Annotated in this window: 19 protein-coding genes; 11 read left to right on the top strand and 8 right to left on the bottom strand. The window is 43.8% G+C overall.

The window, feature by feature from the left end; all coding sequences use genetic code 11:
• Window positions 1-4: 4 nt before the first annotated feature.
• From IDJ75_RS03825 to IDJ75_RS03795, 7 genes are all read right to left on the bottom strand, one after another.
• Window positions 5-1072: a phytase gene (locus tag IDJ75_RS03825; protein ID WP_191174273.1), complete on the bottom strand. Its 1068-nt coding sequence runs from the start codon at window positions 1070-1072 to the stop codon at window positions 5-7.
• 4 nt (window positions 1073-1076) lie between these two features.
• Complete coding sequence (locus IDJ75_RS03820) at window positions 1077-2342, bottom strand: right-handed parallel beta-helix repeat-containing protein (RefSeq protein WP_191174272.1); 1266 nt, start codon at window positions 2340-2342, stop codon at window positions 1077-1079.
• Window positions 2343-2367: 25 nt separating this feature from the next.
• Window positions 2368-5145: a TonB-dependent receptor gene (locus tag IDJ75_RS03815; RefSeq protein ID WP_191174271.1), complete on the bottom strand. Its 2778-nt coding sequence runs from the start codon at window positions 5143-5145 to the stop codon at window positions 2368-2370.
• 265 nt (window positions 5146-5410) lie between these two features.
• Window positions 5411-7024, bottom strand: coding sequence for a tetratricopeptide repeat protein (locus IDJ75_RS03810; protein ID WP_191174270.1), 1614 nt, complete (start codon window positions 7022-7024; stop codon window positions 5411-5413).
• A gap of 86 nt (window positions 7025-7110) precedes the next feature.
• On the bottom strand, window positions 7111-7836 hold the full coding sequence (locus IDJ75_RS03805; protein ID WP_191174269.1) for a LytR/AlgR family response regulator transcription factor: 726 nt from the start codon (window positions 7834-7836) through the stop codon (window positions 7111-7113).
• A gap of 216 nt (window positions 7837-8052) precedes the next feature.
• Window positions 8053-9249 carry a glycosyltransferase family 4 protein gene (locus tag IDJ75_RS03800; protein ID WP_191174268.1) on the bottom strand — a complete coding sequence of 399 codons (1197 nt, stop codon included), beginning with the start codon at window positions 9247-9249 and terminating at the stop codon, window positions 8053-8055.
• Window positions 9250-9532: 283 nt separating this feature from the next.
• Complete coding sequence (locus IDJ75_RS03795) at window positions 9533-10375, bottom strand: metallophosphoesterase family protein (protein WP_191174267.1); 843 nt, start codon at window positions 10373-10375, stop codon at window positions 9533-9535.
• A 241-nt stretch (window positions 10376-10616) separates the two neighbouring features.
• On the opposite strand from IDJ75_RS03795, the gene IDJ75_RS03790 reads away from it, so the two are divergent.
• Entirely contained in the window at window positions 10617-11123 is a 507-nt protein-coding gene (locus tag IDJ75_RS03790; protein WP_191174266.1) for a hypothetical protein, read from the top strand.
• A gap of 46 nt (window positions 11124-11169) precedes the next feature.
• On the opposite strand, the gene IDJ75_RS03785 is transcribed toward IDJ75_RS03790, so the two are convergent.
• Window positions 11170-11646: a hypothetical protein gene (locus IDJ75_RS03785; RefSeq protein ID WP_191174265.1), complete on the bottom strand. Its 477-nt coding sequence runs from the start codon at window positions 11644-11646 to the stop codon at window positions 11170-11172.
• Window positions 11647-11776: 130 nt separating this feature from the next.
• On the opposite strand from IDJ75_RS03785, the gene IDJ75_RS03780 reads away from it, so the two are divergent.
• The 10 genes from IDJ75_RS03780 to IDJ75_RS03735 all read left to right on the top strand — a co-directional run bounded on the left by IDJ75_RS03780 (window position 11777) and on the right by IDJ75_RS03735 (window position 24710).
• Window positions 11777-13096 carry a sigma-54-dependent transcriptional regulator gene (locus IDJ75_RS03780; protein WP_191174264.1) on the top strand — a complete coding sequence of 440 codons (1320 nt, stop codon included), beginning with the start codon at window positions 11777-11779 and terminating at the stop codon, window positions 13094-13096.
• A gap of 461 nt (window positions 13097-13557) precedes the next feature.
• The gene (locus IDJ75_RS21440; protein WP_082855788.1) at window positions 13558-13635 is read left to right on the top strand and encodes a potassium-transporting ATPase subunit F; all 78 of its coding nucleotides are present in this window, start codon (window positions 13558-13560) and stop codon (window positions 13633-13635) included.
• Window positions 13636-13647: 12 nt separating this feature from the next.
• Entirely contained in the window at window positions 13648-15366 is a 1719-nt protein-coding gene (gene kdpA, locus IDJ75_RS03770) for a potassium-transporting ATPase subunit KdpA (protein ID WP_191174263.1), read from the top strand.
• An 8-nt stretch (window positions 15367-15374) separates the two neighbouring features.
• Complete coding sequence (kdpB, locus tag IDJ75_RS03765; protein WP_191174262.1) at window positions 15375-17408, top strand: potassium-transporting ATPase subunit KdpB; 2034 nt, start codon at window positions 15375-15377, stop codon at window positions 17406-17408.
• Between the two features lie 12 nt (window positions 17409-17420).
• On the top strand, window positions 17421-17987 hold the full coding sequence (locus tag IDJ75_RS03760; protein ID WP_191174261.1) for a K(+)-transporting ATPase subunit C: 567 nt from the start codon (window positions 17421-17423) through the stop codon (window positions 17985-17987).
• 223 nt (window positions 17988-18210) lie between these two features.
• Window positions 18211-19266: a porin gene (locus IDJ75_RS03755; protein ID WP_191174886.1), complete on the top strand. Its 1056-nt coding sequence runs from the start codon at window positions 18211-18213 to the stop codon at window positions 19264-19266.
• Window positions 19267-19442: 176 nt separating this feature from the next.
• Window positions 19443-20570 carry a sensor protein KdpD gene (locus tag IDJ75_RS03750; RefSeq protein ID WP_191174260.1) on the top strand — a complete coding sequence of 376 codons (1128 nt, stop codon included), beginning with the start codon at window positions 19443-19445 and terminating at the stop codon, window positions 20568-20570.
• Window positions 20567-22315, top strand: a complete 1749-nt coding sequence (locus IDJ75_RS03745) for an ATP-binding protein (protein ID WP_191174259.1) — start codon at window positions 20567-20569, stop codon at window positions 22313-22315. Before IDJ75_RS03750 ends, IDJ75_RS03745 begins: the two co-directional genes overlap by 4 nt.
• Window positions 22316-22515: 200 nt before the next feature.
• Window positions 22516-23367, top strand: a complete 852-nt coding sequence (locus tag IDJ75_RS03740) for a methylated-DNA--[protein]-cysteine S-methyltransferase (protein ID WP_191174258.1) — start codon at window positions 22516-22518, stop codon at window positions 23365-23367.
• 119 nt (window positions 23368-23486) lie between these two features.
• A complete protein-coding gene (locus IDJ75_RS03735) occupies window positions 23487-24710 on the top strand; it encodes a BamA/TamA family outer membrane protein (protein WP_191174257.1) in 1224 nt (407 codons plus the stop codon).
• Window positions 24711-24762 lie beyond the last annotated feature (52 nt).

Genomic DNA, 24762 nt, shown 5'->3' with positions numbered 1-24762 from the left:
AGACTTATTTTACTTTCAACTCCTTACCGGCAATGTCTTCCCAACGGTAATAATGGAATGTTTTATCGGTGCTCATCACTACAAAAAGGCCGTGCTTAAAGGTATCGTTCAATGGTACATTCACCACGTCAGACCCATCACTTTCTCGGGCCTGTACATTGGCTATTTTTAACAGCTTATGTTCAAATGCATTCTGTTTTGTACCCTCGCGGCTAAAGATCTGGAAACGGTTTGCACCCTGGTCAGACACCAATATATAACCAGTGCTGTCTGTTAGCTTGTAAATAGAGATCCCTTCATGGTCGGCTGCGAAGCCTGTTGTACCAAATATGGATAACTGTTTATTGCCTTTCTCCGGGTCGGCATAATACTGGCGTACACCAACCTGCTCGTCAGAGTAATAGATATATCCCAGCTCGTTATCAACCGCTATGGCTTCTATTTCTTTTTTGCCGCTGTACTCGCCAAACTTACGTACAAGCGTTGCTTTTACATTACCCTTGCCATCATCGCCCAGTAAATACTGCCAGATGTAGCCGCCTGTTTTTGGGCCGCTTTTACGGCCAACTATGGCGTACATTTTACCATCCTTAGCAGTATAGATAGAGATACCCATCAGGTCGCGGTATTCGGGGCCGGTTTCGCCAACAAACATATCAATGCCGCCGTTATCAACCGGTTTCATATCCGGCAACGTGTAAATACGCAGCTTGTGGCTTATCCGCTCGGTAGTAATGGCAATATCTGTTGGCTTGCCATTAAGCATCAAGCCGTAAGCAAGATCGACATTGTTCGGGCGTTTTAAACCCTTAACTACCTTATCAGCTATGATCTTACCTTGCAGGTCATAAACATACAGCGCACCGTCAGCATCTTTATCAGTACCAATTACCAGGCTTTTGGCAGGATCGGCCTTATTTACCCATATGGCCGGATCATCAGTATCATACTTAACAGGTTCGGTAATTATTACGGGTTTAACTTCAATAGTATCGGTAGTTGTGCCGGGTTTGCATGACGCTAAACTCAACAAAACAAGTGGAGCAAAGCAAAATATATTCAATCTCTTCATACAGTTATTGCTTAGTACCATACGCACCAACAAATGTAGCAGGCTCAGGTGATGTATAGGTTAAACCATTGGATAGGGTTATCCCTGCTTTATGGTGACGGGTAAAGTTAGTTGTACCTTTTGTTAATGCAGGCGAATTTCCTTGCAAATGAAAATCCCAGGTGGTGTTATAATCAGGACTGGTTTCTGAGTTATTTAGGGGATAATTAACAAATTTAGGGTCATTATCACCCGCTTTGGTTCCCCTTACATCATTTGTACCGCCGGGTACTATATCGTTTTTCCCAACCTGGAATTGGTCAACCGTGGCTTGGTCAAAACCATAGTACCAGTTATAATCGTTTTTAGAACGGCTGTCTTCCAGTTTTTTAGGGTCGCGTTTTATACCGAAACGGGCGTTGGCGAACAGATTATTGTATAGATCGGCACGTACGGTAGCTTCTAACCATACCGAACCACCTTTTGCCGTAGGCCTTCTCCAGCCGGTGTTAACCATAGTATTGTTATAAGCAATTATATATGCCTGAGGGTTACGGTCGCCACTGTTTGATAGTTTTAACGCATTGGTATTACAGCTGTAAACAAAATTGTAAGCCACATCAGCCAAACAGCCTGATTTGAAGTTCATGGCCTCGCCGCCGGTTACACCTGTAGTATAGAACACGTTGTTTGAAAAAATGATCTTGCCCCCCTCAATGTAGGTACAATCTTCCTGGAAGTTACGAATAATACTATTGGTTACTACCAGTTTACCATTTACATTTGAGAACCAAAGGGCAGGAAGGTTTTCACCTGCAGTAGCTTTGTAAAGGCCCATTTTTACCGAGGTTGATGCATCAGAAGTAGTGTTGCCTCCGTACTCCAGAATAGTATTATCAAGCACCAATTCGGCACAGGTTGGCCCTGCAAGTATACCACCCCATAGTTTGCCAAACTTGTTTTCGGCAGTGCGGTAAGCATCAGCAACAGTGAATTTAACCGGGTTCTCAGCAGTACCTAATGAATATAGGTTACCTTTTATTACAACCTCGGGCTTAGCGGTAGCATCCATTAAAACGGTTACACCTTCTTCAATGGTAAGTGTTTTACCTTCGGGGATGATGATATCACCTTTAATTTCGTGCACGCTATTTTTTGCCCACACGCCTGATACCTCACCTATAGATGAGCCATTTTGCGGTGTTGTATCAACATCTTTATTAGCCTTTTGGCAGCCTGTAAAAGCCAGTGCTGCCACCGTTAATACGGCTAAGATCTGTTTAAATTTCATATCTGATTTTTTGAAAATTTATTGATTAATTGAACTTATATCGTATACCTAACAGGTAGCTTTGTCCATAGTGGTCATCGCGGATAAGGGTATGACCGTTTGATACCAGATCCTCTTTTATTTTATCGTTTGCGGGGTTAACACCTTTTATGTACAACTTATATGGTGTATTAAGCAGGTTGTTTGCTTTAACAAATAAGCTGATGTTGCTTTTAAAACGTTTCTCGGCCGAGAAATCCATCTGGATGATACCTTGCTGCCATTGATCGTTATTTACGAATTGTGATACCGCAACTATACGCGGCCCGGTGTAAGCACCTGCAACCTGTACATCCCAGCCTTTTTTAGTGTCCTTATAAAGTAATGAGATGTTGGCAATATGCGCTGACTGACCGTATAGCGGCCTTGTCTGGTCAACCTCAACAGTCTCAATATCGCCATTAGACGGGTTTATCTGACGCTTATTTTTAGTGGTAGTGATACGCGAATGTGTATAGGTATAGTTTGCCTTGATACCTATTTTATTGAAGAACTTCGTGTAATCTACCTCGGCACCATAGTTAGTAGCGTTGCCAAAATTACCCGGTATTAACAAAACATTGCTGTGTACTGTACCTGAAGTTTGAAACACATACTCAATAGGGTCTTTTATCTTTTTGTAGAATGCGCCCACTAACAATTGCTCTGAAGCACCAGGGAACAATTCATATCGCAGATCATAGTTATCAGCAAGGGCACGTTTCAGGTCGGCATTACCCTTTTCATCGTAATCATCGCCCGGCGAAATCCCCGGAACAAGCTCATAAAAGCCCGGGCGGTTAACAGCCTTGTAGTATGAAGCGTGTAACTGCGCTTTTTCTGTAATATGGTATTTTGCTGTTAAGCTTGGTAAAACGTCCGTATAGATCTGGTTGCCGGTTGGCCTTGATTCGCCTTGCGCAAACAACATATGATAGCCCTGGTTGGTATGCTCAACACGGGCACCACCAATTAACTCCAGGCTATTTGATTTGTAGGTTAGCATACCGTAACCTGCAGATGTTTTCTCAGAGGCATCATAGGTAAGCGGGTTGGCAACACCACCGGTAGGGTTACTTACAACCAATTGCAGATCGGTATAGTTCCGATAATCCTGGCCGTATATTAATCCCGCATTTGCTGCAGATGGCGCAAGCACATAATTATTGTAAAAGCTGCTGCGTTCCTTTTCACGGTATAAACCGCCAAGGCTAAAGTCAAGTTTTTTATCGCCCCTGAAAATGTTGTAGGTAAGGTCTAAATAGCCTGCCTTATCATTATCAGTATTACGCTGCCAGCGCATTTCAACCGGTGAAGTATTTACCAATGAAAGGCGTTTATTTTGGAAGTTTTGCTGTAATCCGTTTAACTCAATTTCGGCATTCTGCGGCTGTTCAGTCTGCGCGGTAGAATACACTGCAGACCACTGCACTTTAAATTTATCATCAAAGAATTTATGATCACCATGTAGTGTACTGTTGTATATCTGTTGCTCGGTTAAGCGGCTACGGGTATTGTAAACCAATTCGGCATTGCCGTTTGCCGGGTCGTAAACCCCATTATAAGTGGTAGATACCGACTCACGCACTTCCTGATTCTTCAAATTAACATATACATTATAAAGGCTAATCTTATTGTTTTTATCAAAAGCATAATCCACTTTACCGTGTAAACCCAGGCGTTGTTGCTGTGCAGAGTATTGGCGTTCTCCTTTGTTGGTGATAACGCTGTACTCATCTGTACCGGTTACTGAAGGGGTATAAATAGTACTGTTACTTCCGCGATAGGTATTTTGATAGCTACCTGCTAAAACTACACCCAGTTTACTATCAAAAAAACGCTGGCCTAATGATAAGCTACCTACAACGTTTGGCGCAGGGTGCTTTGATTTGTAATCAAATACGCCTTTTGAAAAATCAGACTGGGTAGCGTTATAATCGCGGCCATTGATCTCATAAGGAGATTTACCGCGAATGCCTGATGCATCAAAGCTGGTAAACTTACGGTCTAAAAATAGTTGGTTGTAGCCCGTGGCAATGTTTGCATTGATCTGGAAATGATCGGGGGCATTTTTCATTACCATATTTACGGCACCACCAACAGCATCCCCTTCCAGGTTTGGGGTAAGGGTTTTGTAAACTTCAAGCCGGTCTAAAAGGTCAGAGGGGAAAAGATCCAGCGGCACATAGCGGTACTTATTATCCGGGCTCGGAATTTTTACGCCGTTCACTAAAGTGTAGTTATACCGTTTATCCATACCACGCAAAATAGCATACTGGCCATCGCCGTTGCTGTTACGTTCTATGGAAACGCCCGATACACGTTGCATCACATTGGCTACAGTAAGGTCGGGAGATACCTCAATAGCTTTACCCGATACAATGTTCATTACCTGGGTAGCGTTCTGCTCAATTCGGCGGGCATCCCTTTCGTTAGAACCACTGGCGGTTGCCCTGATGGTAACCTCCCCAAGGCCTTTTGCAGCCGTTTCCATATAAAATTTCAGGTGCTCATTATCCTTACTTTGGATCTCAATTTCCTGTACAATAGTTTTATAGGTAATGTAAGTAATGCGGATAGTAGCTTTGCCAACCGGCACATCCTTTAATTCGAAAGAGCCATCAAGGCCGGTACTGGTTACCTTGCCTGTTTTTTCTAAAATAACGGTTGCACCTACCAGCGCCTCGCCCGATTGTTTATCATAAACGTGGCCTTTTATCTTTGTTGCGCTCGCTATTGTAGCACAAAAAAGTAGCGGGAGTAAGATTTGTAAAAGTTTGTTCATTGCTGTGTGATAATGTCCATTTTTATTTGACGCTGCAAAGGTGTGTATACGCCCAACTACAAATGAAATTTTGAGGGTTACAGAAAGGCAACACCGTTACAATGCTCGTATATCAAAAAGCAACACAAACAATTAAATAATTAATAATCAATATATTATAACATTAAAAAACCTCCATTATCATTTTATTACCGTTACATTAACAAAATGTTAACACCACAAAATCAGCCTAAAATATAATTTTGAACAGCCGTTTGTAACGCCATTAAAGGGTTTGGATAAAGGCCGAAAGGTTATCGCCTTGCGGGATATTGAGCTTTTTACGCAGCCTGTATCGCGAAACCCTTAGGCTATCGGTTGAGATCCCCAGCAAGGTTGCAATATCGGCCGAGTCGAGATTCATTTTTAGCAAGGCAATAAGGCGCATGTCTGTAGAGGTAAGCTCGCTGCTGTATTGTTTTAAACTATCAAAAAACTGTTGGTGCACCTGCTCAAAAGCGGCGGTAAACTCGCGCCAGTGTTGCTCATGGTTAAAACTTTCATTTATCTCCAGGATTATCTGCTGCATTTGTTTTTTTTGGTCGCGTTTATCGTCCTTCACCATGGCTTGCAATGTACTGCGTAGATGCTCTAAAAATTGATTGTTTTTAATGAGGTTGAGGGTGTGGGTAGATAGTTCGCGGCTTTTTACTTCCAGTTGCTGCTTCAGGCTATCTTCTTCCAGATGTTGGTTCTTAAGCTCCAGCTGCATCAATTCGTGCTGTACTTCTTTTTGCTTGGCAAGTGCATTCTGGTCTTTAATTTTTAAACGCTGCCTGCTAAAAACAACCATTCCCAAAACAATAAGCAGCGCTGCCACAACAACCACAGATACACCTATGATACGGTTTATTTTACGGATGTTATTAAGGCGGTTTATCTCATCGCTCTTTTTATTCATATCATACAGCACCTGTAAAAACGCGGTTTGGTTCACCCCTTCTTTTGAGTAAACATCGAGCGAATATTTGCGGCTCAGCTCGGCATAATGATAGGCACTATCCATACGGCCCATAAGTTCGTAAGCCTTGCCAAGGTCTTTACTGCAGGCTGCGAGCTGGTAAATATTACCCATTTGCCCTGCAAGCGCCATTGCCCTGCGCGATTCTACAATACTTTGTGCGTATTTACCGGTTTTGCGTAAAATATCGCCCAGGTTGTTTATTACTTCTATGGTGGCTATTTCGTTATGCTCCTGCTTATACAATTGCAGGGAGTGGTTAAAACTGGTGTATGCCGAATCGTACCGGGCAAGGTCTTCATAAATACTGCCCAGGTTCTCATAAATTTTAGCAGCCCCCTGCTGATAATTTGCGCGGGTATATTTCTCTAACGCTAAATGCTGGTAGTAAAAGGCGCTATCGTATTTATGATGTTTTTCGTACAGGTGACCGATCTTGCCATAAATATCGGCTTGCCCCTTAAGGTTACCGGTTTGTTTATAAATAGCCAGCGCCTTATTATATATAGCGCGAGATTTATCCAGCTGCTTGTTATAATAATATAAAACGCCCATTTCGCCCATGTTTGCGGCCAGCATATCCAGGTTTTTACTCGCGCTGAATAATTTATCTGCATGCAAATAAAAATCGAGCGCCTGGGCGTAATGGCCCTGGTTATAACAGATCTGCCCCATTTGCCGCAGACATTGGCCTTCGCTTAACTTGTCGTTATTGTCAACCGCTTGCGCATGTAGTTTTTTTAAGATAATAAGTGCCGAATCGGGGTGTTTTTGGCTGAGGTAACGGGTTGATAATAATTTTTCATCCTGTGCATTAACACCAACACTTATAAAAATCAGGGATAGAGTTATTAAAACAAGGGCAAAGCGCTTAAACATTCTTTAATGCCGCTGTTAATTAGGAACAGCCTGCATTAACAAATTAACCGCTTTAGTATTAAGTTAATATTAACAAATATGGCATGTTAAGCCCCAAAAAGCTTATCCACAAGCGCTTCCTTACGCGAAGCGGATACTTCCACTTCGGTACCATCGCTCATTTCAAGTGTGCCGCCATCGCCTTTGCGGTATTTAACAATGTAATCGAGGTTTACAATAACCGAACGATTTATACGCAAAAAGAAGGTATCTGTTAACACATTCTCGTACTCTTTAAGCGTTTTAGAAACCACTATCTTTTTATGATCATTCAAATAAAAGGTGCTGTAATTGCTCATGGCCTCTACCCTAATAATATTGGCTTTATCTATCAGGTAAACACCTTCAGCTGTGGGTAGCGCAAGGCGGTTACGGGATGTTTTATCGGCACCTTTACCCTCCTTGCCGTTAGCCGAAAAGCGCTTTTTTAGGCGAAATATAGCGGTGTGCAACTCCTCCTCATCTATAGGTTTCAATAAATAATCAACCGCGCTAAGGCGCAGGGCTTCCAGCGTATAAGTATCATAAGCGGTAGTAAACACTACCTGAAAATTAAATGATCCCAGCTTTTCTAAAAATTGAAACCCATTAAGCCCCGGCATCTCCACATCCAAAAACAACACATCGGGCTGGATATCCATAATTTTCGACAGCGCCTTATATGGGTCGTTAAAAACGGCGGATACCTCCAGATCGTCTTCAAAACTTTCCAGCTTACGGTTCAAAAGGCTGCTGCCCCGCTCCTCATCGTCTAATATTACTGCTTTTAACATGGGTAGATGATTTGAAAATACATTTAAATATAAGGCTATTTGTTACAATATGCATAGCCTATTACTTATGTTTGGGATGGTATATATGACATAAGTTATTGTGCCCACGTCATTAGCCGGGAAATAAAGCGCATTTCGAGATCGCAAAAAAACCAAAGTGGAAGGCGGCGGCACTGTTGCCATTTAACACTTATATGTAATAGTTATATGCCATAATTATATGGCTAAAGCAGGCTTGCTTACGGGCGCTGGCTGCCCGGCGGGGGGTATGGCAAGGCTGCGTACATCGTTAAAGTATACCTGGGCAAGAATTTCCCAGCTTAGCTTCCGGCTGCTTTGTAAGCCTTCGGCGGCAAATTGTATGCTCAGGGCTTTGTTAGCTAACAAAAGCTCTATTTTCTCTACGTAATCATCAGCATTGTAAGGGCTGCATTTAAAACCATTGATACCTTGTTCAATAAAATCGCCCGAGCCGCCACCATCAGCTATTACACAGGGCAATCCGGAGGCCATAGCCTCGATAACCACATTGCCATAAGCCTCAGATACCGACGGAAACAGAAATACATCTGCCGAAGCATATAACCCGGCAAGCTTCTGGTGCGATATTTTGCCTGTAAAAATGGCTTTAGGCATCCTCGCCTCGCAGGCAAGCCATGCTGTACCATCACCAACAATTAAAAAATTAACTTGCTTTGCCCCTGCCTGCATTTTATCATAAATGGCAAAAAGGGTTTCCAGGTTTTTCTCCCAAACCAAACGGCTTGCAAAAATAATGGTTGGGTTATTATTACCGGTTAACCGCCTTATGATGCTTTTATCCTTTTTATCCGGAGAAAATAAATAAGCATCTATCCCACGCTTCCATATCTTCATCTTAGAGGTGTACACCCCCATTTCGCGCAGTTCGGTTTTAATGGTTTCTGATGGCACGTAAACCTTATCGCAACGGTTATAAAAGCTTTTATGGCCTTTGGCAATACGTTGTTTTAACCCTTTAATAAATATAGGGGCGTACTTAAAATAATAATCTATGTACGAAATAAAATGTGTGTGATAAATACTAATAACAGGTAGCCCTGTTCGGTTGGCATAATCCAACCCAAAATTCCCTAAAAACGATGGGGTCGAAATATGAATAACATCAGCACCAAAAGCTTGTAATTTATTATGAAGGCGTTTTTTTGCCAGCATGGGTAAGGCTATAGAATAATTGGTATTGATAGGTAATGGTATGGCCGGTATTTTAAAGCTTTCAAACCCCATTAGCTTATCAGGACCGGCACCATATATAAAAAGATACTCGAACTTTGTGGTATCGATACGCTTTATCAGCTGAAATATGGTACGCACCGCGCCGTCAAAGTCTTCCACCAATATATCGGCAAAAAACGCCACCTTAATTTTTCTCAAACGTTCTCCCTTTCCCTATAAATGCCAACCAGCCTGCCCGGATCAGGATACAGAATGAGCGTGCTGATCTTTATGTTTAAGCCTTGGCCTTGCAAGCCTCTTTGGTGTATCAGTATGTTTTACCGGTACGCGCGAGGCGGCCCATATTACAAATGCCGCAATCAGAAGCATTGCCAGATCAAGCGATGTATATCCCATTTCCATTTGTTTTATGTTTAACAACATAAAAGTATGGGCTTAGTTTAACAGGAATGTTAAGCTTACATTATCAGATAAATAACTCCTAAAACTTATTGGAGTTGAGCCTGGGGTTTTGGCTGGCGTTAACCTGGTAGGTATAAATTTCATTCTGTTCATTAACCTCAACTACGCGGTAACCCCGGTAATCGGTGCCCCAGTCCCCCCCAATGTGCGAGTCGAAAAAGTGAGGTAATTTATCGGTATAACGTACGCCATCCAGCAGGTGGTCGTGCCCGTGAAAAACCGCCTTTACGTTAGGGTAAGCATGGAGCAGGTCAACCGTTTCAGGGCAATTTAAAAAACCTTCATTCTTCATCCATTTTACCGGCGGGATATGCAAGATCACAAACACTATTTTTTTATCGGCAAACTTATCAAGCGATGCTTTGATGAAACTATTATCGGGGCAAACATAACCCCCCTTTGTGTCGGCAGTGTTGGCTAATACAAAAGCTATATCGCCGTGCTCAACGGTGTAGCGGTCTTCGTAGTTAAACACGTTTTTCCAAACAACGGCATCAGCAAAATCATGGTTACCGGGTATGGTTTGATAAGGCACGTTCAGCTTATCAAGGTATTTGGTTTTTATTTCTGCGAGCAGATCTGGCCGGTTATGCACCAGGTCGCCGTTTATGATCACCATATCCAGGTGATTTTTAGCGTGGTCATCATTTAGCCACTTAACCATATTACCGGTATTCAGTTCAAAATCTGTACCCTGCTGCCCGTAGTGGATATCAGACGCCAGTGCAAACCTTAATTTAAATTTAGCGGCCTTACGTATGTACTGATTACTATCATTAGCAAAGCTATTAATAGCAGGCAACAATATTACACCGGCTAAACCTGTGGCACTTGTTGTGATAAACTTACGGCGATTAAACATGGCATTAAATATAACAGGTTGGGTAGTATTAAACAGGCACGCTTTTAAGTGCAAAGCTATATAGCGCAAAAAAAATAAAAGTTAAGCAATTGTTAACTTTATCAGCCATGCCTCGACCGGTTTGGCGCCGCAGATACCCCTTTATCCAAAATGAATAAAATGAACGCTGTATAACCCGTTAGTATATAAGCATCTGTCGCGCAATTATTATAGTTTTATCATAGCTAACACTTATTACTTTATGAAAATTAGTTTTAATGGTGACGAGATGGTGATTATGCAGGCTGTACTTGAAGCAAATGCAATTTTGCAAAACCCTGAATTTTACGAAATAGTTGCCCAACATGATCAGTTTGACATGGCGAACATTTCGCCCGTATTAATTTCAGGGTTAATGAAAGCATCTACACTTGAATTTAAGGTCAGGGTGTTTCGGCCTACAATTTTTACCTTTATCAAGTATTATAAAACTTACGCTTATACTGATGGTAATTATCCCAATACCCTTTTCCTAAATGCCAACAAGCTTAACCGCCAATCGGCAGAGATAGCCGCTACCATCATTCATGAAAGTGTACATGCCATTAATGGCACCACAACCTACGAATTTGGGCACGGCGATAACAGCCCAATTGGTAAAGAAAACACCGCACCATACTGGATAGGCAACCTGGCATATCAGCTACTTACTGGTAACAGGCCCACAGGCAGCCAATTAGGGTTTGCAGGGATTAGGGTAAATGCTTAGCAGTAAAATGCGCTGTAGAAGCGCCTTTGCTAATATGAAGGTGAATTTATTTAATACCCTTTTCGTTGATAGATTTACTGTTGGCAGGCACTACAACTACCGATGACGGACGGGGATTTTGACCGCCTTTAACTACAATCCCACCAATTGGCGAACCGGCGCTCCTGTTCTGAGAGAGTGGGTTATTAACCTCTGTACCCGAGGGGTTATACAAAGGGCTTGTAGGTTGTACATCTGCTGCTATACCGTTTTGACCGCCTTTAACTACAATCCCACCAATTGGCGAACCTGCGCTCCTGTTCTGAGAGAGTGGGTTATTAACCTCTGTACGCTGTGGTATATATAAAGGATTTGTGGCCTGTGCATTTGCGACTACACCATTATGGCTACCTTTAACTATAATACCACCAATTGGGTTACCGGCTACTCTATGTTGCGACTGCGCATTAGCTGTAAATGTAACCGCAACTAATACTAAAGCTAATGAGATGATTAACAAAATTAATGTGATGTCCTTTTTCATTGTGTTTTGATTTAAGAGGTTTGTTTTTATATCACTATATAAAACGGCTACACAAAATGTTACCCCTTATTTAAATTTTTTTTAGGATAGCTAATTATCTACTTTCGCATATCGTTATACCATACCCCGGATGCAAGCAACTATCCTCATCATCGACGACGAAAAAAAACTGAACGATCTGCTCTCGCGCATTATAGGTTTAGAAGGTTTTAAAGTAATACAGGCTTTTACAGGTAAAGAGGGCATTAAACTACTTGAGCAGGAAGACGTACTGGTGGTATTAAGCGATGTTAAGCTGCCCGACGTGAGCGGTGTAGACCTGGTAAAAACCATTAAAGCCAAAAAGGCTTATGTAGAGGTAATAAACCTTACGGCATACGGCACTATAAACGATGGCGTACAATCCATCAAAAACGGTGCATTTAATTATATTGTTAAGGGCGATGATAACGATAAGATACTCCCGCTGCTTAGTCAGGCGGTAGAGAAGGCACAGCTACAACAAAATGCTTTTAATGCCGAGAAAAGGGTAAGCAGCAAATTCAGCTTCGCGCAGATCATTGGGCAATCGCAACCTGTTACCGATGCGGTAAACCTGGCCCGCAAAGTTGCCGCTACCGATACCACCGTTTTGCTTTTAGGCGAAACAGGTACCGGCAAGGAGGTTTTTGCATCGGCTATACATTACGAGAGCCAGCGCAAACAAATGCCTTTTGTAGCCATAAATTGCAGCAGCTTTACCGGCGAATTATTGGAAAGCGAACTGTTCGGTTATAAAGCAGGTGCATTTACCGGGGCGGTTAAAGATAAGAAAGGCCTGTTGGAAGAAGCCCACCACGGCAGCATATTCCTTGATGAAATAGGCGAAATGAGCCTGGAACTACAGGCCAAATTACTCCGCGTGCTGGAAAGCAAAACCTTTATTAAACTGGGCGATACACAAACTACCAAGGTAAACATCCGCATTATGGCCGCCACCAACCGCGACCTGCAAAAAGAGGCCGAAGAAGGCAAGTTTCGTTTAGATCTGTTTTATCGTTTATCGGTGTTCACTATCTCCCTGCCATCACTTAACGAACGCAAGGGTGATATTGAACTACTGGCCAAATATTACCTGAAACAATTTGCTGATAAGGCAGGCAAATCTGTTAAAATGACGGATGAATTTTTAGCCCTGCTTAATAAACACCAATGGAAAGGCAACATCCGTGAGTTGAAGAACATCATTGAACGCGCGGTAATATTGGCTGATGACGCCCTTACGCCTGCTGCCCTGCCGCCGCAATTTAACACCAATATAGATGGCAGCTCGCTCGATCTGCAAAGCATAGAGAGGCAACATATCAGCAAGGTATTAGCCTACACCAAAGGCAACAAAACCGAAACCGCAAGGCTACTGGGTATCGGGTTAACTACACTATACCGTAAAATAGACGAATACGGTTTGTAATAACCAATTGTCATTCGAACGAGCGATAGCGAGGAGAAATCTTATACGCCAAGTTTGCAGCTTGTGTCAGTCTGAGCTTGTCGAAGACTTATCCTGCGTTCAATGGTTCGACAAGCTCACCATGACACTCTTCTTTTTCGCACGCAATAAAAACCTCTGTGCGCTTTGTGTTCAACACTCCATGCCCTCTGTGGTTAAAAAACAACATGCCCCCAAAACGAAAATCAACCCTTCCAAAATGGAAGGGTTTTTTGTTGCAGCACACTTCATATTATTACAGCAATCGTAATAAATATTTGATTATCAGATACTTTTATAAACCTCTATAAAATCGGCATCCGTATTGGCATGGGTGTGTAAACATTAATAAAATGATCACAATACTTTTCTTCGTAGCCATCCTTGTTTGCTGGTGGTTCATTTTTAAATCTATCAACTGGTTCGAAAAAATCTAACCCATCATGATCGCATTATTCATTATCTCCATCGCAGTTTTCATATACATGATATATGTGCTGTTAAAACCCGAGAACTTTTAACCCGAAAACACAATGAACACTGAACTATTTGGAATCATTGCCTCGTTTGCCTTAATGCTTGTTATTGGCATACCGCTGGGCAAGTACCTGGCAAAAATGTTTGCCGGCGAAAAGGTATGGACCGACTTTATGAAGCCCGTAGAAAACGGCATTTATAAACTATCCGGCATTAACCCTAACGAGCCTATGGACTGGAAACAGTTTTTAAAAGCAATGATGTGCATAAACCTGCTTTGGCTGGTTTACGGCTTTTTTGTACTGATGTACCAGGATAAACTCCCCCTAAACCCTGACGGTAACCCCGGCATGACAGCCGACCTGGCTTTTAACACTATCATTAGCTTTGTGGTGAACTGTAACCTGCAGCACTACAGCGGCGAAAGTGGCGTAACTTACCTTACACAGCACTTTATACTGATGTTTCTGCACTTTGTAAGCGCGGCAACCGGTATTGCATGCGCAGTAGGCTTGTTCAAAGCCTTCCGCGATAAAACCACAAATGATATTGGCAACTTCTGGAATTACTTTTTAAAAGCCATTACCCGTTTATTATTGCCTTTATCAATCGTAGTAGCATTAATATTAACTTTTAACGGCACGCCAAGCAGCTATGCCGGTAAAGATAAATTTATATCCTTACAGGGTGACACCGTAAACGTATCGCGCGGCCCGGCAGCGCAATTCATCGCCATAAAACACCTGGGCACAAATGGCGGCGGCTGGTTTGGTGCCAATTCATCGCACCCGTTGGAGAACCCCAACTATCTGACCAACATTACTGAGATAGTTTCACAAATGATCATCCCTATTGCTATGGTGCTTTGCTTCGGCTATTTCATTCGCCGCAAAAAACTGGGCTGGGTAATATTCGGGGTAATGATGATAGGTGCCCTGCTCCTGCTCATCCCATCCATCGGTAGTGAAACGGGCGGCAACCCGGCAATTGCAAAAATGGGCATAGCCCAGCCAACCGGCGCCATGGAAGGGAAGGAAGTACGTATAGGCCCAACCGCAACAGCCTTTTGGAGCACTTTCACCACCATTGTATCAACCGGGTCTGTTAACGGCATGCACGATAGCACCATGGCCCTTACCGGCTTATGGCAGCTGCTGGGTATGATGATAAACGGCTTCTTTGGTGGCTGCGGTGTGGGTGTGTTAAACTACTTTATCTATCTCATTATCGCCGTATTCATCTCAGGCCTTATGGTTGGCCGAACCCCCGAGTTTCTGGGTCACAAGGTTGAAGCCCGCGAAGTAAAAATTGCCGCGTTGATAACCTTGCTTAGTCCGTTTTTAATTATGGCGGGCACCGCAATAGCAGCTTTTGTGTTCACCAACCACGGCAGTGCCAACTGGGCTGTTAAACCATCGGCATGGTTAAACAACCCTGGCTTCCACGGTTTTAGTGAGATGCTTTATGAGATGACCTCAGCCAACGCCAACAACGGCTCGGGCTTTGAAGGCTTGGGTGATAACAACACCTTCTGGAATTTAAGCACAGGTTTATTGATGATACTGGGCAGGTTCCTGCCAATCATCGGCCCTGTAGCTATAGCAGGATTGCTTGCCAAAAAGAAATACATCCCCGAGTCGGCAGGTACCCTAAAAACCGATACCATCACCTTCGGGCTGATGACCTTCGCTGTAATACTTGTGTTAAACGCATTATCGTACTTCCCTGCTTTGGCTTTGGGCCCTATTGCAGAGTTCTTTTCAATGCCTAAGTAATCTATATCATGACAACAAGATCAAATAAATTATTCGAACCTGCTTTGGTGCAAACCGCATTGAAGGAGTCGTTTATAAAACTGAACCCCAAAGTAATGCTTCGTAACCCGGTAATGTTTACCGTTGAAGTAGGTACCGCCATTATGCTTTACATGAGCATTTACAGCTTTTTGCATGCCGGGCAAGGTTCATTCGCATATAACTTTATCATTTTCATTGTATTACTGCTAACCCTTTTGTTTGCCAACTTTGCCGAGGCAATTGCCGAAGCGCGTGGTAAAGCACAGGCCGACAGCCTTCGTAAAACCCGCGAGGAAACGCCTGCCAATTTTTTAATGCCCGATGGCAGCATCGTCATTAAATCATCAAATGAACTGCGCAAAGGCGATATGTTTGTTTGCGAGGCCGGCGATACCATCCCAACTGATGGCGAGATCACCGAGGGTTTGGCGACAATTGATGAATCGGCCATTACAGGCGAATCTGCCCCGGTTATCCGCGAGGCAGGCGGCGACAAATCGTCCGTAACAGGTGGTACAAAAGTATTATCCGACAAGATAAAGGTGGTTGTAACTACCGAACCCGGCGAAAGCTTTTTGGATAAAATGATTGCTTTGGTTGAGGGCGCATCGCGCCAGAAAACACCAAACGAGATTGCGCTGACCATCCTGTTAGCCAGCTTTACGCTCATCTTCATCATTGTTTGCGTAACGCTAAAACCCTTTGCAGATTATGCCAACACGCCTATTACCATAGCCGCGCTGATCTCTCTTTTCGTTTGTTTGATCCCTACCACTATCGGTGGCCTTTTATCGGCCATCGGTATCGCGGGGATGGACAGGGCCCTGCGTGCCAACGTGATCACCAAATCAGGTAAAGCGGTTGAAACCGCAGGCGATATCGACGTATTGCTTTTAGATAAAACAGGTACCATCACCATTGGTAACCGTAAAGCAACCCAGTTTTGGCCTGCCCCCGGCGTATTGCCCGAGGATTTGGTGAAAGCAGCCGTGTTATCATCATTAGCTGATGAAACACCCGAGGGCAAATCCATCATAGAATTGGCGCAGCAAAGCAATATGCGCATAGCGATGACCCCTCCGGCAAATGCCGAGTTCATCAAATTCACCGCCGAAACCCGTGCAAGCGGCATTAACACTGCCGATGGTTTGCGCATCCGTAAAGGGGCTTTTGATTCGATCAGGAACATGTCGGTAGCTGCCGGCAACAAGTTCCCTGCCGATGTGGAAGAACGTGTAAAGGCAATTGCCAGCAATGGTGGTACGCCACTGGTAGTATCGCAAAACGAGGTTGTTTTAGGTACGATAGAATTGCAGGATATTATAAAACCCGGCATTGCCGAGCGTTTTGAGCGCCTGCGTAAAATGGGTATTAAAACCGTAATGGTTACGGGTGATAACCCGCTCACAGCCAAATTTATTGCCGAAAAAGCCGGTGTTGACGATTTTATTGCCGAGGCCAAACCCGAAGATAAAATGAATTACATCAAGACCGAACAACAGGCAGGCCGACTGGTAGCCATGATGGGCGACGGCACCAACGATGCCCCTGCCCTTGCCCAGGCCGATGTAGGTGTTGCCATGAACAGCGGTACACAAGCCGCCAAAGAAGCAGGCAACATGGTTGACCTGGATAACGACCCAACCAAACTGATAGAGATAGTAGAGATAGGTAAGCAATTGCTTATTACCCGCGGTACATTAACTACCTTCTCTATCGCTAATGATGTGGCCAAATACTTCGCTATTGTTCCGGCATTATTCATTGCCTCAATCCCGGCATTGCAGGCCATTAATATTATGCACCTGCACAGCCCCGAGAGCGCCATCCTTTCGGCGGTAATATTCAATGCCATTATCATCCCGATGCTGATACCATTGGCTTTGAAAGGTGTAGAATACAAACCAATTGGTGCCAGCGCCTTGTTACGCCGCAACCTGCTGATCTACGGCCTGGGTGGTGTAATAGCACCATTCATCGGCATCAAATTAATCGATTTACTTATTTCCCTATTCTTCTAATTAAATAAGATCATGAAAAGTAACATTGTAAAATCAATCCGTATCACACTGGTATTAACCGTGATACTATGCGTAATATATCCGGTAGCTATATCCCTTGCCGGTAAGCTATCAAAAGGGCAAGGTAACGGCGAAACCATTACCGTAAACGGCAAAGTGGTTGGTTACGCCAACATTGGCCAAAGCTTTACAAAGCCCCAATACTTTTGGGGCAGGCCATCGGTTATTGGTTATAATGCTGCCGGTTCTGCCGGTTCTAACAAAGGCCCAGGCAACCCCGATTACCTGAAAGATGTAAGCAACCGTATAGATACACTGCTTAAATATCACCCATACTTAAAACGTGCCGATATCCCTGCCGAAATGGTAACCGCATCAGGCAGTGGTTTAGACCCCGATATTTCTCCGGCTGCCGCAAAAATTCAAATACAACGTGTGGCAAAAGCACGCGGCCTTGATGTTGAAGCGGTAACCGCATTGGTAAACCAACATACCGAAAGCCCATTGGCAGGCCTGTTTGGCCCTGCAAAAGTGAACGTGTTAAAATTGAACGTAGCCTTAGATGAATTAAAAAAATAACAATGCCATGGTGAGCTTGTCGAACCATTAGCGGCGAGGCTTTTACGCGCGTCCTTCGACAAGCTCAGGATGACCCTTTACTTAAAACCTGATTGTCATTTCGAACGAGGTACGAGGAGAAATCTTTTACAACATGCATCCTATAAAGCATGGTTTACACTTTGCATTTGTAAAAGATTTCTCTCTATCGTTCGAAATGACAGAATTAGATATATACAAAAAAATGAAAAAACTCCTTATATCATTAGCTATCCTTTTAGCTGCCATAACTGCCAAAGCGCAGGACAGTACCAAAACCGCCGGGAACCCATTAACCATTTCAGGTTCGGTAGATGCTTACTATAAATACGATTTCTCCAGGTTCCGCAATGCGGCGGGTGGTTCAAATATCCCTACCAGCTTCGCTACCGACCAAAACTCCATCTCGATAGGCATGGTAGACCTGGCCGTTAAAAAGAAGGTTAATAAAGCCTCTTTTGTGGGCGAGTTATCTTTCGGGCCACGTGGCGAGGGGCAATCTATCCCAAACAGCGGTACCAACGGGCAATCGTTCCACATCCAGAATTTATACATGGGTTATGATGTTACCGATAAGCTGAACCTTACAGCCGGTTACATGGCCACCTTTGTAGGTTATGAAGTGATCTCCCCGGCAGGGAATTTCAACTATTCTACCTCCTACCTGTTCACCAACGGGCCATTCCAGAACGCGGGTTTTAAAGCCACTTACACCTTTACCCCTAAAATTAGTTTAATGGCGGGCATCTTTAACGATACCTGGAACAACTACCAATCAACAAGGGATGTATCAACCTTTGGCGCGCAACTGTTTGTTAGCCCGGTTAAAGGATGGACAGCATACATCAACCTGTTAAGCGGTAAAACATCGGGCACTATTGTGGACTTGACCACCACTTACCAAATAACCGACGCCTTTAAACTGGGATTGAACGGTGCAAGCTTCTCTGCCCCTGATGCCGTAAAAGGCGGTTTTGAAGGTGTTGCATTATACCCGCAATTAGCAGTTTCAAAAGATGTAACTTTAGGTTTAAGGGGCGAATATTTTAAAACAAAAACAGGTGGTTTTGTAACCGCAGGCCCGCCCGCAGGCAAATCCATCACCGCGTTTACCTTAACAGCAAATATTAAAGCGGGGCCATTAACACTCATCCCCGAAGCAAGATTGGATAATGGTTCTGCAGCGCAATTTATAAACAGCAATGCAGGGCCAACTAAACAAGCTTCGCAGTTTTTAGTGGCGGCGGTTTACGCATTTTAAATAGGTGCAACATGATCACTATTTTACTCACCCCGCGGCACTTCGTGCGCGGCCCTCTCTCCGCAAGCGGAAAGAGGGTTGGAAGTTTTTCCCCTCACCCTCTTTGCGAAGCAGAGAGGGTCGGCCAGCGCAGCGTAGTCGGGGTGAGTAAAATACGACGCAAGAAATAAACAACAATGGCAGATCCTAAAGATACATCCGTAAAAAATTTCCTCGACCTGGTTAAAAAATCCCGTCGGGGTAAGCTGAAGATCTACATAGGCATGAGCGCCGGTGTGGGTAAAAGCTACCGGATGCTACAGGAAGCCCATGCTTTACAACGCAATGGCATTGGCGTTCAGATAGGTTATATAGAAACCCATAACCGCGCCGAAACCCATGCCCTGCTTGACGGCCTGCCCGTTATTGCCCGCCGTAAAACTTTTTACAAGGGTAAAGAGCTGGAAGAGATGGATCTGCAGGCCATCATTAACCGCCACCCCGAAGTAGTGATAGTTGATGAACTTGCCCACACCAATATTGAAGGCAGCAAAAACAGCAAACGCTGGCAGGATGTACTGGATATACTGGAAGCAGGCATCAGCGTAATAACCGCCGTAAACATCCAGCATCTGGAAAGCCTTAACGAGGATGTGGAGCAGATAACCGGCATTGCCATTACCGAACGTATCCCCGATAAAATATTGGACCTGGCGGATGAAGTGGTGAATATCGACTTAACTGCCGACGAACTGGTTGACCGGTTGAAAGAGGGGAAGATCTACGAGAAAGCGAAGATTGAACGTGCCCTGCAAAACTTTTTCCAAAGCGACAAGATCCTGCAGTTGCGCGAACTGGCGCTGAAAGAAGTTGCACACCATGTAGAGCGAAAGATAGATATTGAGATCCCCAAACAGATAAAACTGCGGCCCGAGAAGTTTTTGGCATGTATCTCATCAAACGCCGAAACGGCTAAGATAGTGATCCGTAAAACAGCCCGGCTGGCCTCCTACTACCGCTCGCCCTGGATAGTGCTTTACGTGCAAAGCAGCAGCGAAAGCCTTGACAGGATAAAACTGGATAAACAACGCCATCTCATCAACAATTTTAAACTTGCAACAGAGCTTGGTGCCGAACTTATCAAAATAAAAAGCGACGCCATTACCCAAACCATTATGAAAGTAGCCGAAGAAAAAGAAGTGACCACCATTTGTATTGGCAAACCGCATTTAAATTTATGGCAGGTAATACTAAGAACGGCTATATTTAACGAGTTGCTAAACAAGATCGCATTAACAGAAACTGATTTAGTAATATTATCATGAAAGTAAAAACTAAACTCCGCTTAGGCTTCGGCTTTTTATTTATAGTGGTGCTATTTTTTGGTGCTACTGCGCTGTATTACATCCGCGATATTTCAGAGAACTCGAAGGTTATCCTCAAAAACAATTATGAGTCGTTAAGCTTTGCGAGGGAGATGCGTGGCATTTTAGATAATAACGACCTGCCGCTTAATAACGCGGCTGTCAACAAGTTCAATATTTATTTATCCCGACAGGAAGGCAATATAACAGAACCCGGCGAGGCTCATTTAACACAAAAGCTTAGTATTGGGTTTAAACTTTTAACAAACGGGGGCAATCTCGATTCTCAAAAAGATGGCGTTCGTGAAGTAAGAAAATCGTTAAGTGAGATAGAGAAACTGAACATGCAGGCCATCATCCGTAAAGATAATAATGCCCGTGCATCGGTAAACAGGGCCACTTTATTTCTGGGGCTTGTAGGCACTTTTACTTTTTTGGTACTGTTTAGCTTCAGCGTAAATTTCCCTGGTTATATAGCTAACCCGCTGCGGGCCTTGATAGACGGGATCCGCGAGATTGGCGAAAAGAATTACAGTAAGCGCCTCAATTTTGAGCAGAACGATGAGTTTGCCGAAGTAGCCAACGCCTTTAACCAAATGGCATCGCGCTTAAACGAATGGGAAAACAGTAACCTGGCTACCGTAATATCCGAGAAACGGCGTATCGAAACCATTATTGAGCAAATGCAGGACGCCATCATCGGGATAAACGAAAAGCAGGAAGTACTTTTCATGAACGATGCCGCCCGTAAAACGCTAAACATCACCGGCGATAAAGTAATAGGCCAAAACACCAACGAACTGGTAAAAGGCAACGACCTGTTCCGCTCCATCCTAAAGGATGATATGGGGATAAAACCCTTTAAAATAGTGCTCGACGGGCGCGAATCATACTTCCAGATGCAAAGCAGCGATATTTTGGTGCCCAATACGCAACAAAACAAAGGCGCACTGCAACTGGCAAGTCTTTCGGCGGGTAAAGTATATATCCTGAAAAACATTACCGAATTTAAAGAGCGTGACGAAGCCAAAACCAATTTCATTGCCACCATATCGCACGAGTTGAAAACGCCTATCTCATCAATAAAAATGAGCCTGAAGCTTTTGAATGATGAGCGGGTTGGCACCATAAACCCCGAGCAGGAACAACTGGTAAACCATATAAAAGATGATAACGACCGCCTGCTAAAAATAACCAGCGAGCTGCTGGAGCTATCGCAGGTAGAAACCGGTAACATCCAGCTCAACTTTGTGCCGGTAAACCCAATGCAGATCGTTGATTACGCCATTGCTTCAGTAAAATTCCAGGCAGAGCAGAAGCAGGTGCAACTGGAGGTTGTAAAAGACGATAAGCTACCCGATATACAGGTTGATATTGAGAAAACGGCCTGGGTACTGGTTAACTTTTTATCGAACGCATTACGCTATAGTGCCGAAAAATCCAGGATCATTATACAGGTAACTCAACGAAATAATACAGTTGAGTTCTCGGTAAAAGATTTTGGCAAAGGGATTGACGAAAGTTACCAAAAACGCCTTTTCGACCGTTATTTCCAGGTACCTACCGATGGGCAGAACAAATCGGGTTCGGGGTTGGGACTGGCTATCTCCAAAGATTTTATTGAGGCCCAACAAGGCAATATATGGGTTGAAAGCGCCATGGGAGAAGGCAGCAGGTTTGCCTTTACATTACCGGCAACTATCTAAAAGAGCCAAGATATTAGAGTCAGGAATCAAGACCTTTAAAAACAAGCAGCTTTATAGATACGGCAAGAAAATCACACTTTGCTTCTGTCTTGATTCTTGTCTCTTGATTCTTAATTCTCCCGCACTGCAAATCCGCAAGAAACGGGTTTAAACGGGCGGCTTAACAGGGTAAATTTGTTCTATACTAAAAAGCAATTATCATGACAAGCCAGCAAGAATTAGATTATAACCGCATAGCACAGGCCATAAGCTATTTTAGAGAGAACTTTAAAGCTCAGCCCAAATTAGAAGAGGTAGCCGAACACGTAAACTTAAGTCCCTTCCATTTTCAGCGGATGTTTAAGGAATGGGCCGGGGTTACGCCAAAACAATTTCTGCAATACCTAAGCATCGGGTATGCCAAAGAAATGCTGAAAACCTCCGGCTCCAATTTATTTGATACCGCTTTCGAAACCGGCCTATCCGGCACTGGCAGGCTGTACGATCTTTTTATAAAGGTTGAGGGCATGACACCCGGTGAGTATAAAAATGGCGGCGCGGCGCTCAGCATCAACTATTCCTTTGCCGATACGCCTTTTGGTAAGGTCATCGTGGCCTCAACACATAAAGGCATTTGCCATATGGCGTTTGTTGATGATGGCGAAAATGAAGCGCTGCAACAATTAAAACAAAACTATCCCAACGCAGCCTATAGCCAGTTGGTTGACAGGATACAGCAGAATGCCTTGTTTATTTTTACGCAGGACTGGCGCCAGCTTGACGAGATCAAGCTCCATCTAAAAGGAACAGATTTCCAGATAAAAGTATGGGAAACATTATTGAAAGTACCTGCCGGCGGGCTCACCACCTATGCGGCACTTGCGCAAAAAACCGGTAGCCCAAACGCTTCAAGGGCAGTAGGCTCTGCTGTAGGGAGTAACCCTGTGGCATTCCTGATACCATGCCACAGGGTTATAAAATCCACCGGCGAGATAGGCCAGTATCATTGGGGGGCTACCCGTAAAAATGCCATTATTGGCTGGGAGGCTGCACTAAATGAGAAGGATTCATAAAATGTGATAAAACTATTTAGCAGGCATAGCGTTAGGTGTAATACATTACCTTATTATTAAGGTGCGATTAATCAATATAAGTAAGTTATATTAGCTTAATCGCCGTTAAAGCGCCATTTATGTTAAAAATAGTTACCTTTTTGTTATGTCTGCTCCCGCTTTCATTGTTTGCGCAAAACGCGTCAACCATCATTCCCGAAAATAATACTTCAACACAGGATACATCCAAACAAACCGATTTGATTGATATTGCCAAGTCGCTTTTTAAGATAAACCCCGATAAGCCAAGGCGCCCAAGCGATAAAAAGGTTTACTTTTCCATATTGCCCATAGGCGCTAATGTACCGGGTGGTAGCGGCAAGGCTTTAATTACCAGCACAACCGCCGGCATTTACCTGGGACCGCGCGCCACCACCAATATATCAAGCGCCACCTTTACGCCATACTGGAACCTGCACAGCCGTTTTGGTTTACCTTTGCGTACCAGCATCTGGTTCCCAAATAACGAGTGGACCATACAGGGCGATACCCGTTTTTTGGTGTACCCGCAATTTACATGGGGCCTGGGCAGCAACAACAATAATGATGATAAAACACTGGTTAATTACCGGTACATCCGTTTTTACCAAAGCGCGCTTAAACGTATAAAGCCATATCTGTACGCGGGTATTGGTTATAACCTCGACTGGCATTTTAACGTGAACAGTGATGACCCGGCGGTTGATCTGCCCACGTTCACCAAATATGCTTACGGAACAAACGGCAGTTCATTTTCATCGGGCATAAGCTTAAATATTTTGTATGATACCCGTAATAACTCTATTAACCCGTTACCGGGTGCATACGCCAATGTTGTATACCGTATAAACCCAACCTTTATGGGCAGTAGCGACAGCTGGAATTCTATTTATATAGATGTCAGGAAATACATCTCTCTAAACCCGGGCAAACCTAATCAACAAAACACACTTGCGTTTTGGTCATACCTCTGGAAAACACTTAGTGATAAAACTCCTTATCTCGACCTGCCAAGTATTGGCTGGGACCCCAATAATCGTTCGGGCCGTGGTATAGATCAAAACCGTTACCGTGGCCGTACCCTGTTTTACCTGGAAAGCGAGTACAGGCGCGATATTACCGAAAACGGTTTGTTAGGTTTTGTGGTATTCGCCAATGCAAATACCGTAAGTGGTTCGGGCACGTTATTCTCGTCATGGCACCCGGCGGCTGGTACAGGCTTGAGGATCAAGTTCAACAAGGGCTCAAACACCAACATCGGTATTGATTATGCCGGTAGTAAAGGCTACAGCTCGGTTCTGTTTAGCTTAGGCGAAGCATTTTAAAACCACGGTATTTCTCCACATTGATTGCAGCGGGTAAAGTATTTCTATACTT

The sequence above is a fragment of the Mucilaginibacter rigui genome, assembly GCF_014773275.1.
GTDB classification, from domain to species: domain Bacteria; phylum Bacteroidota; class Bacteroidia; order Sphingobacteriales; family Sphingobacteriaceae; genus Mucilaginibacter; species Mucilaginibacter rigui_A.
This window is presented reverse-complemented; position numbering and strand designations above follow the sequence as displayed.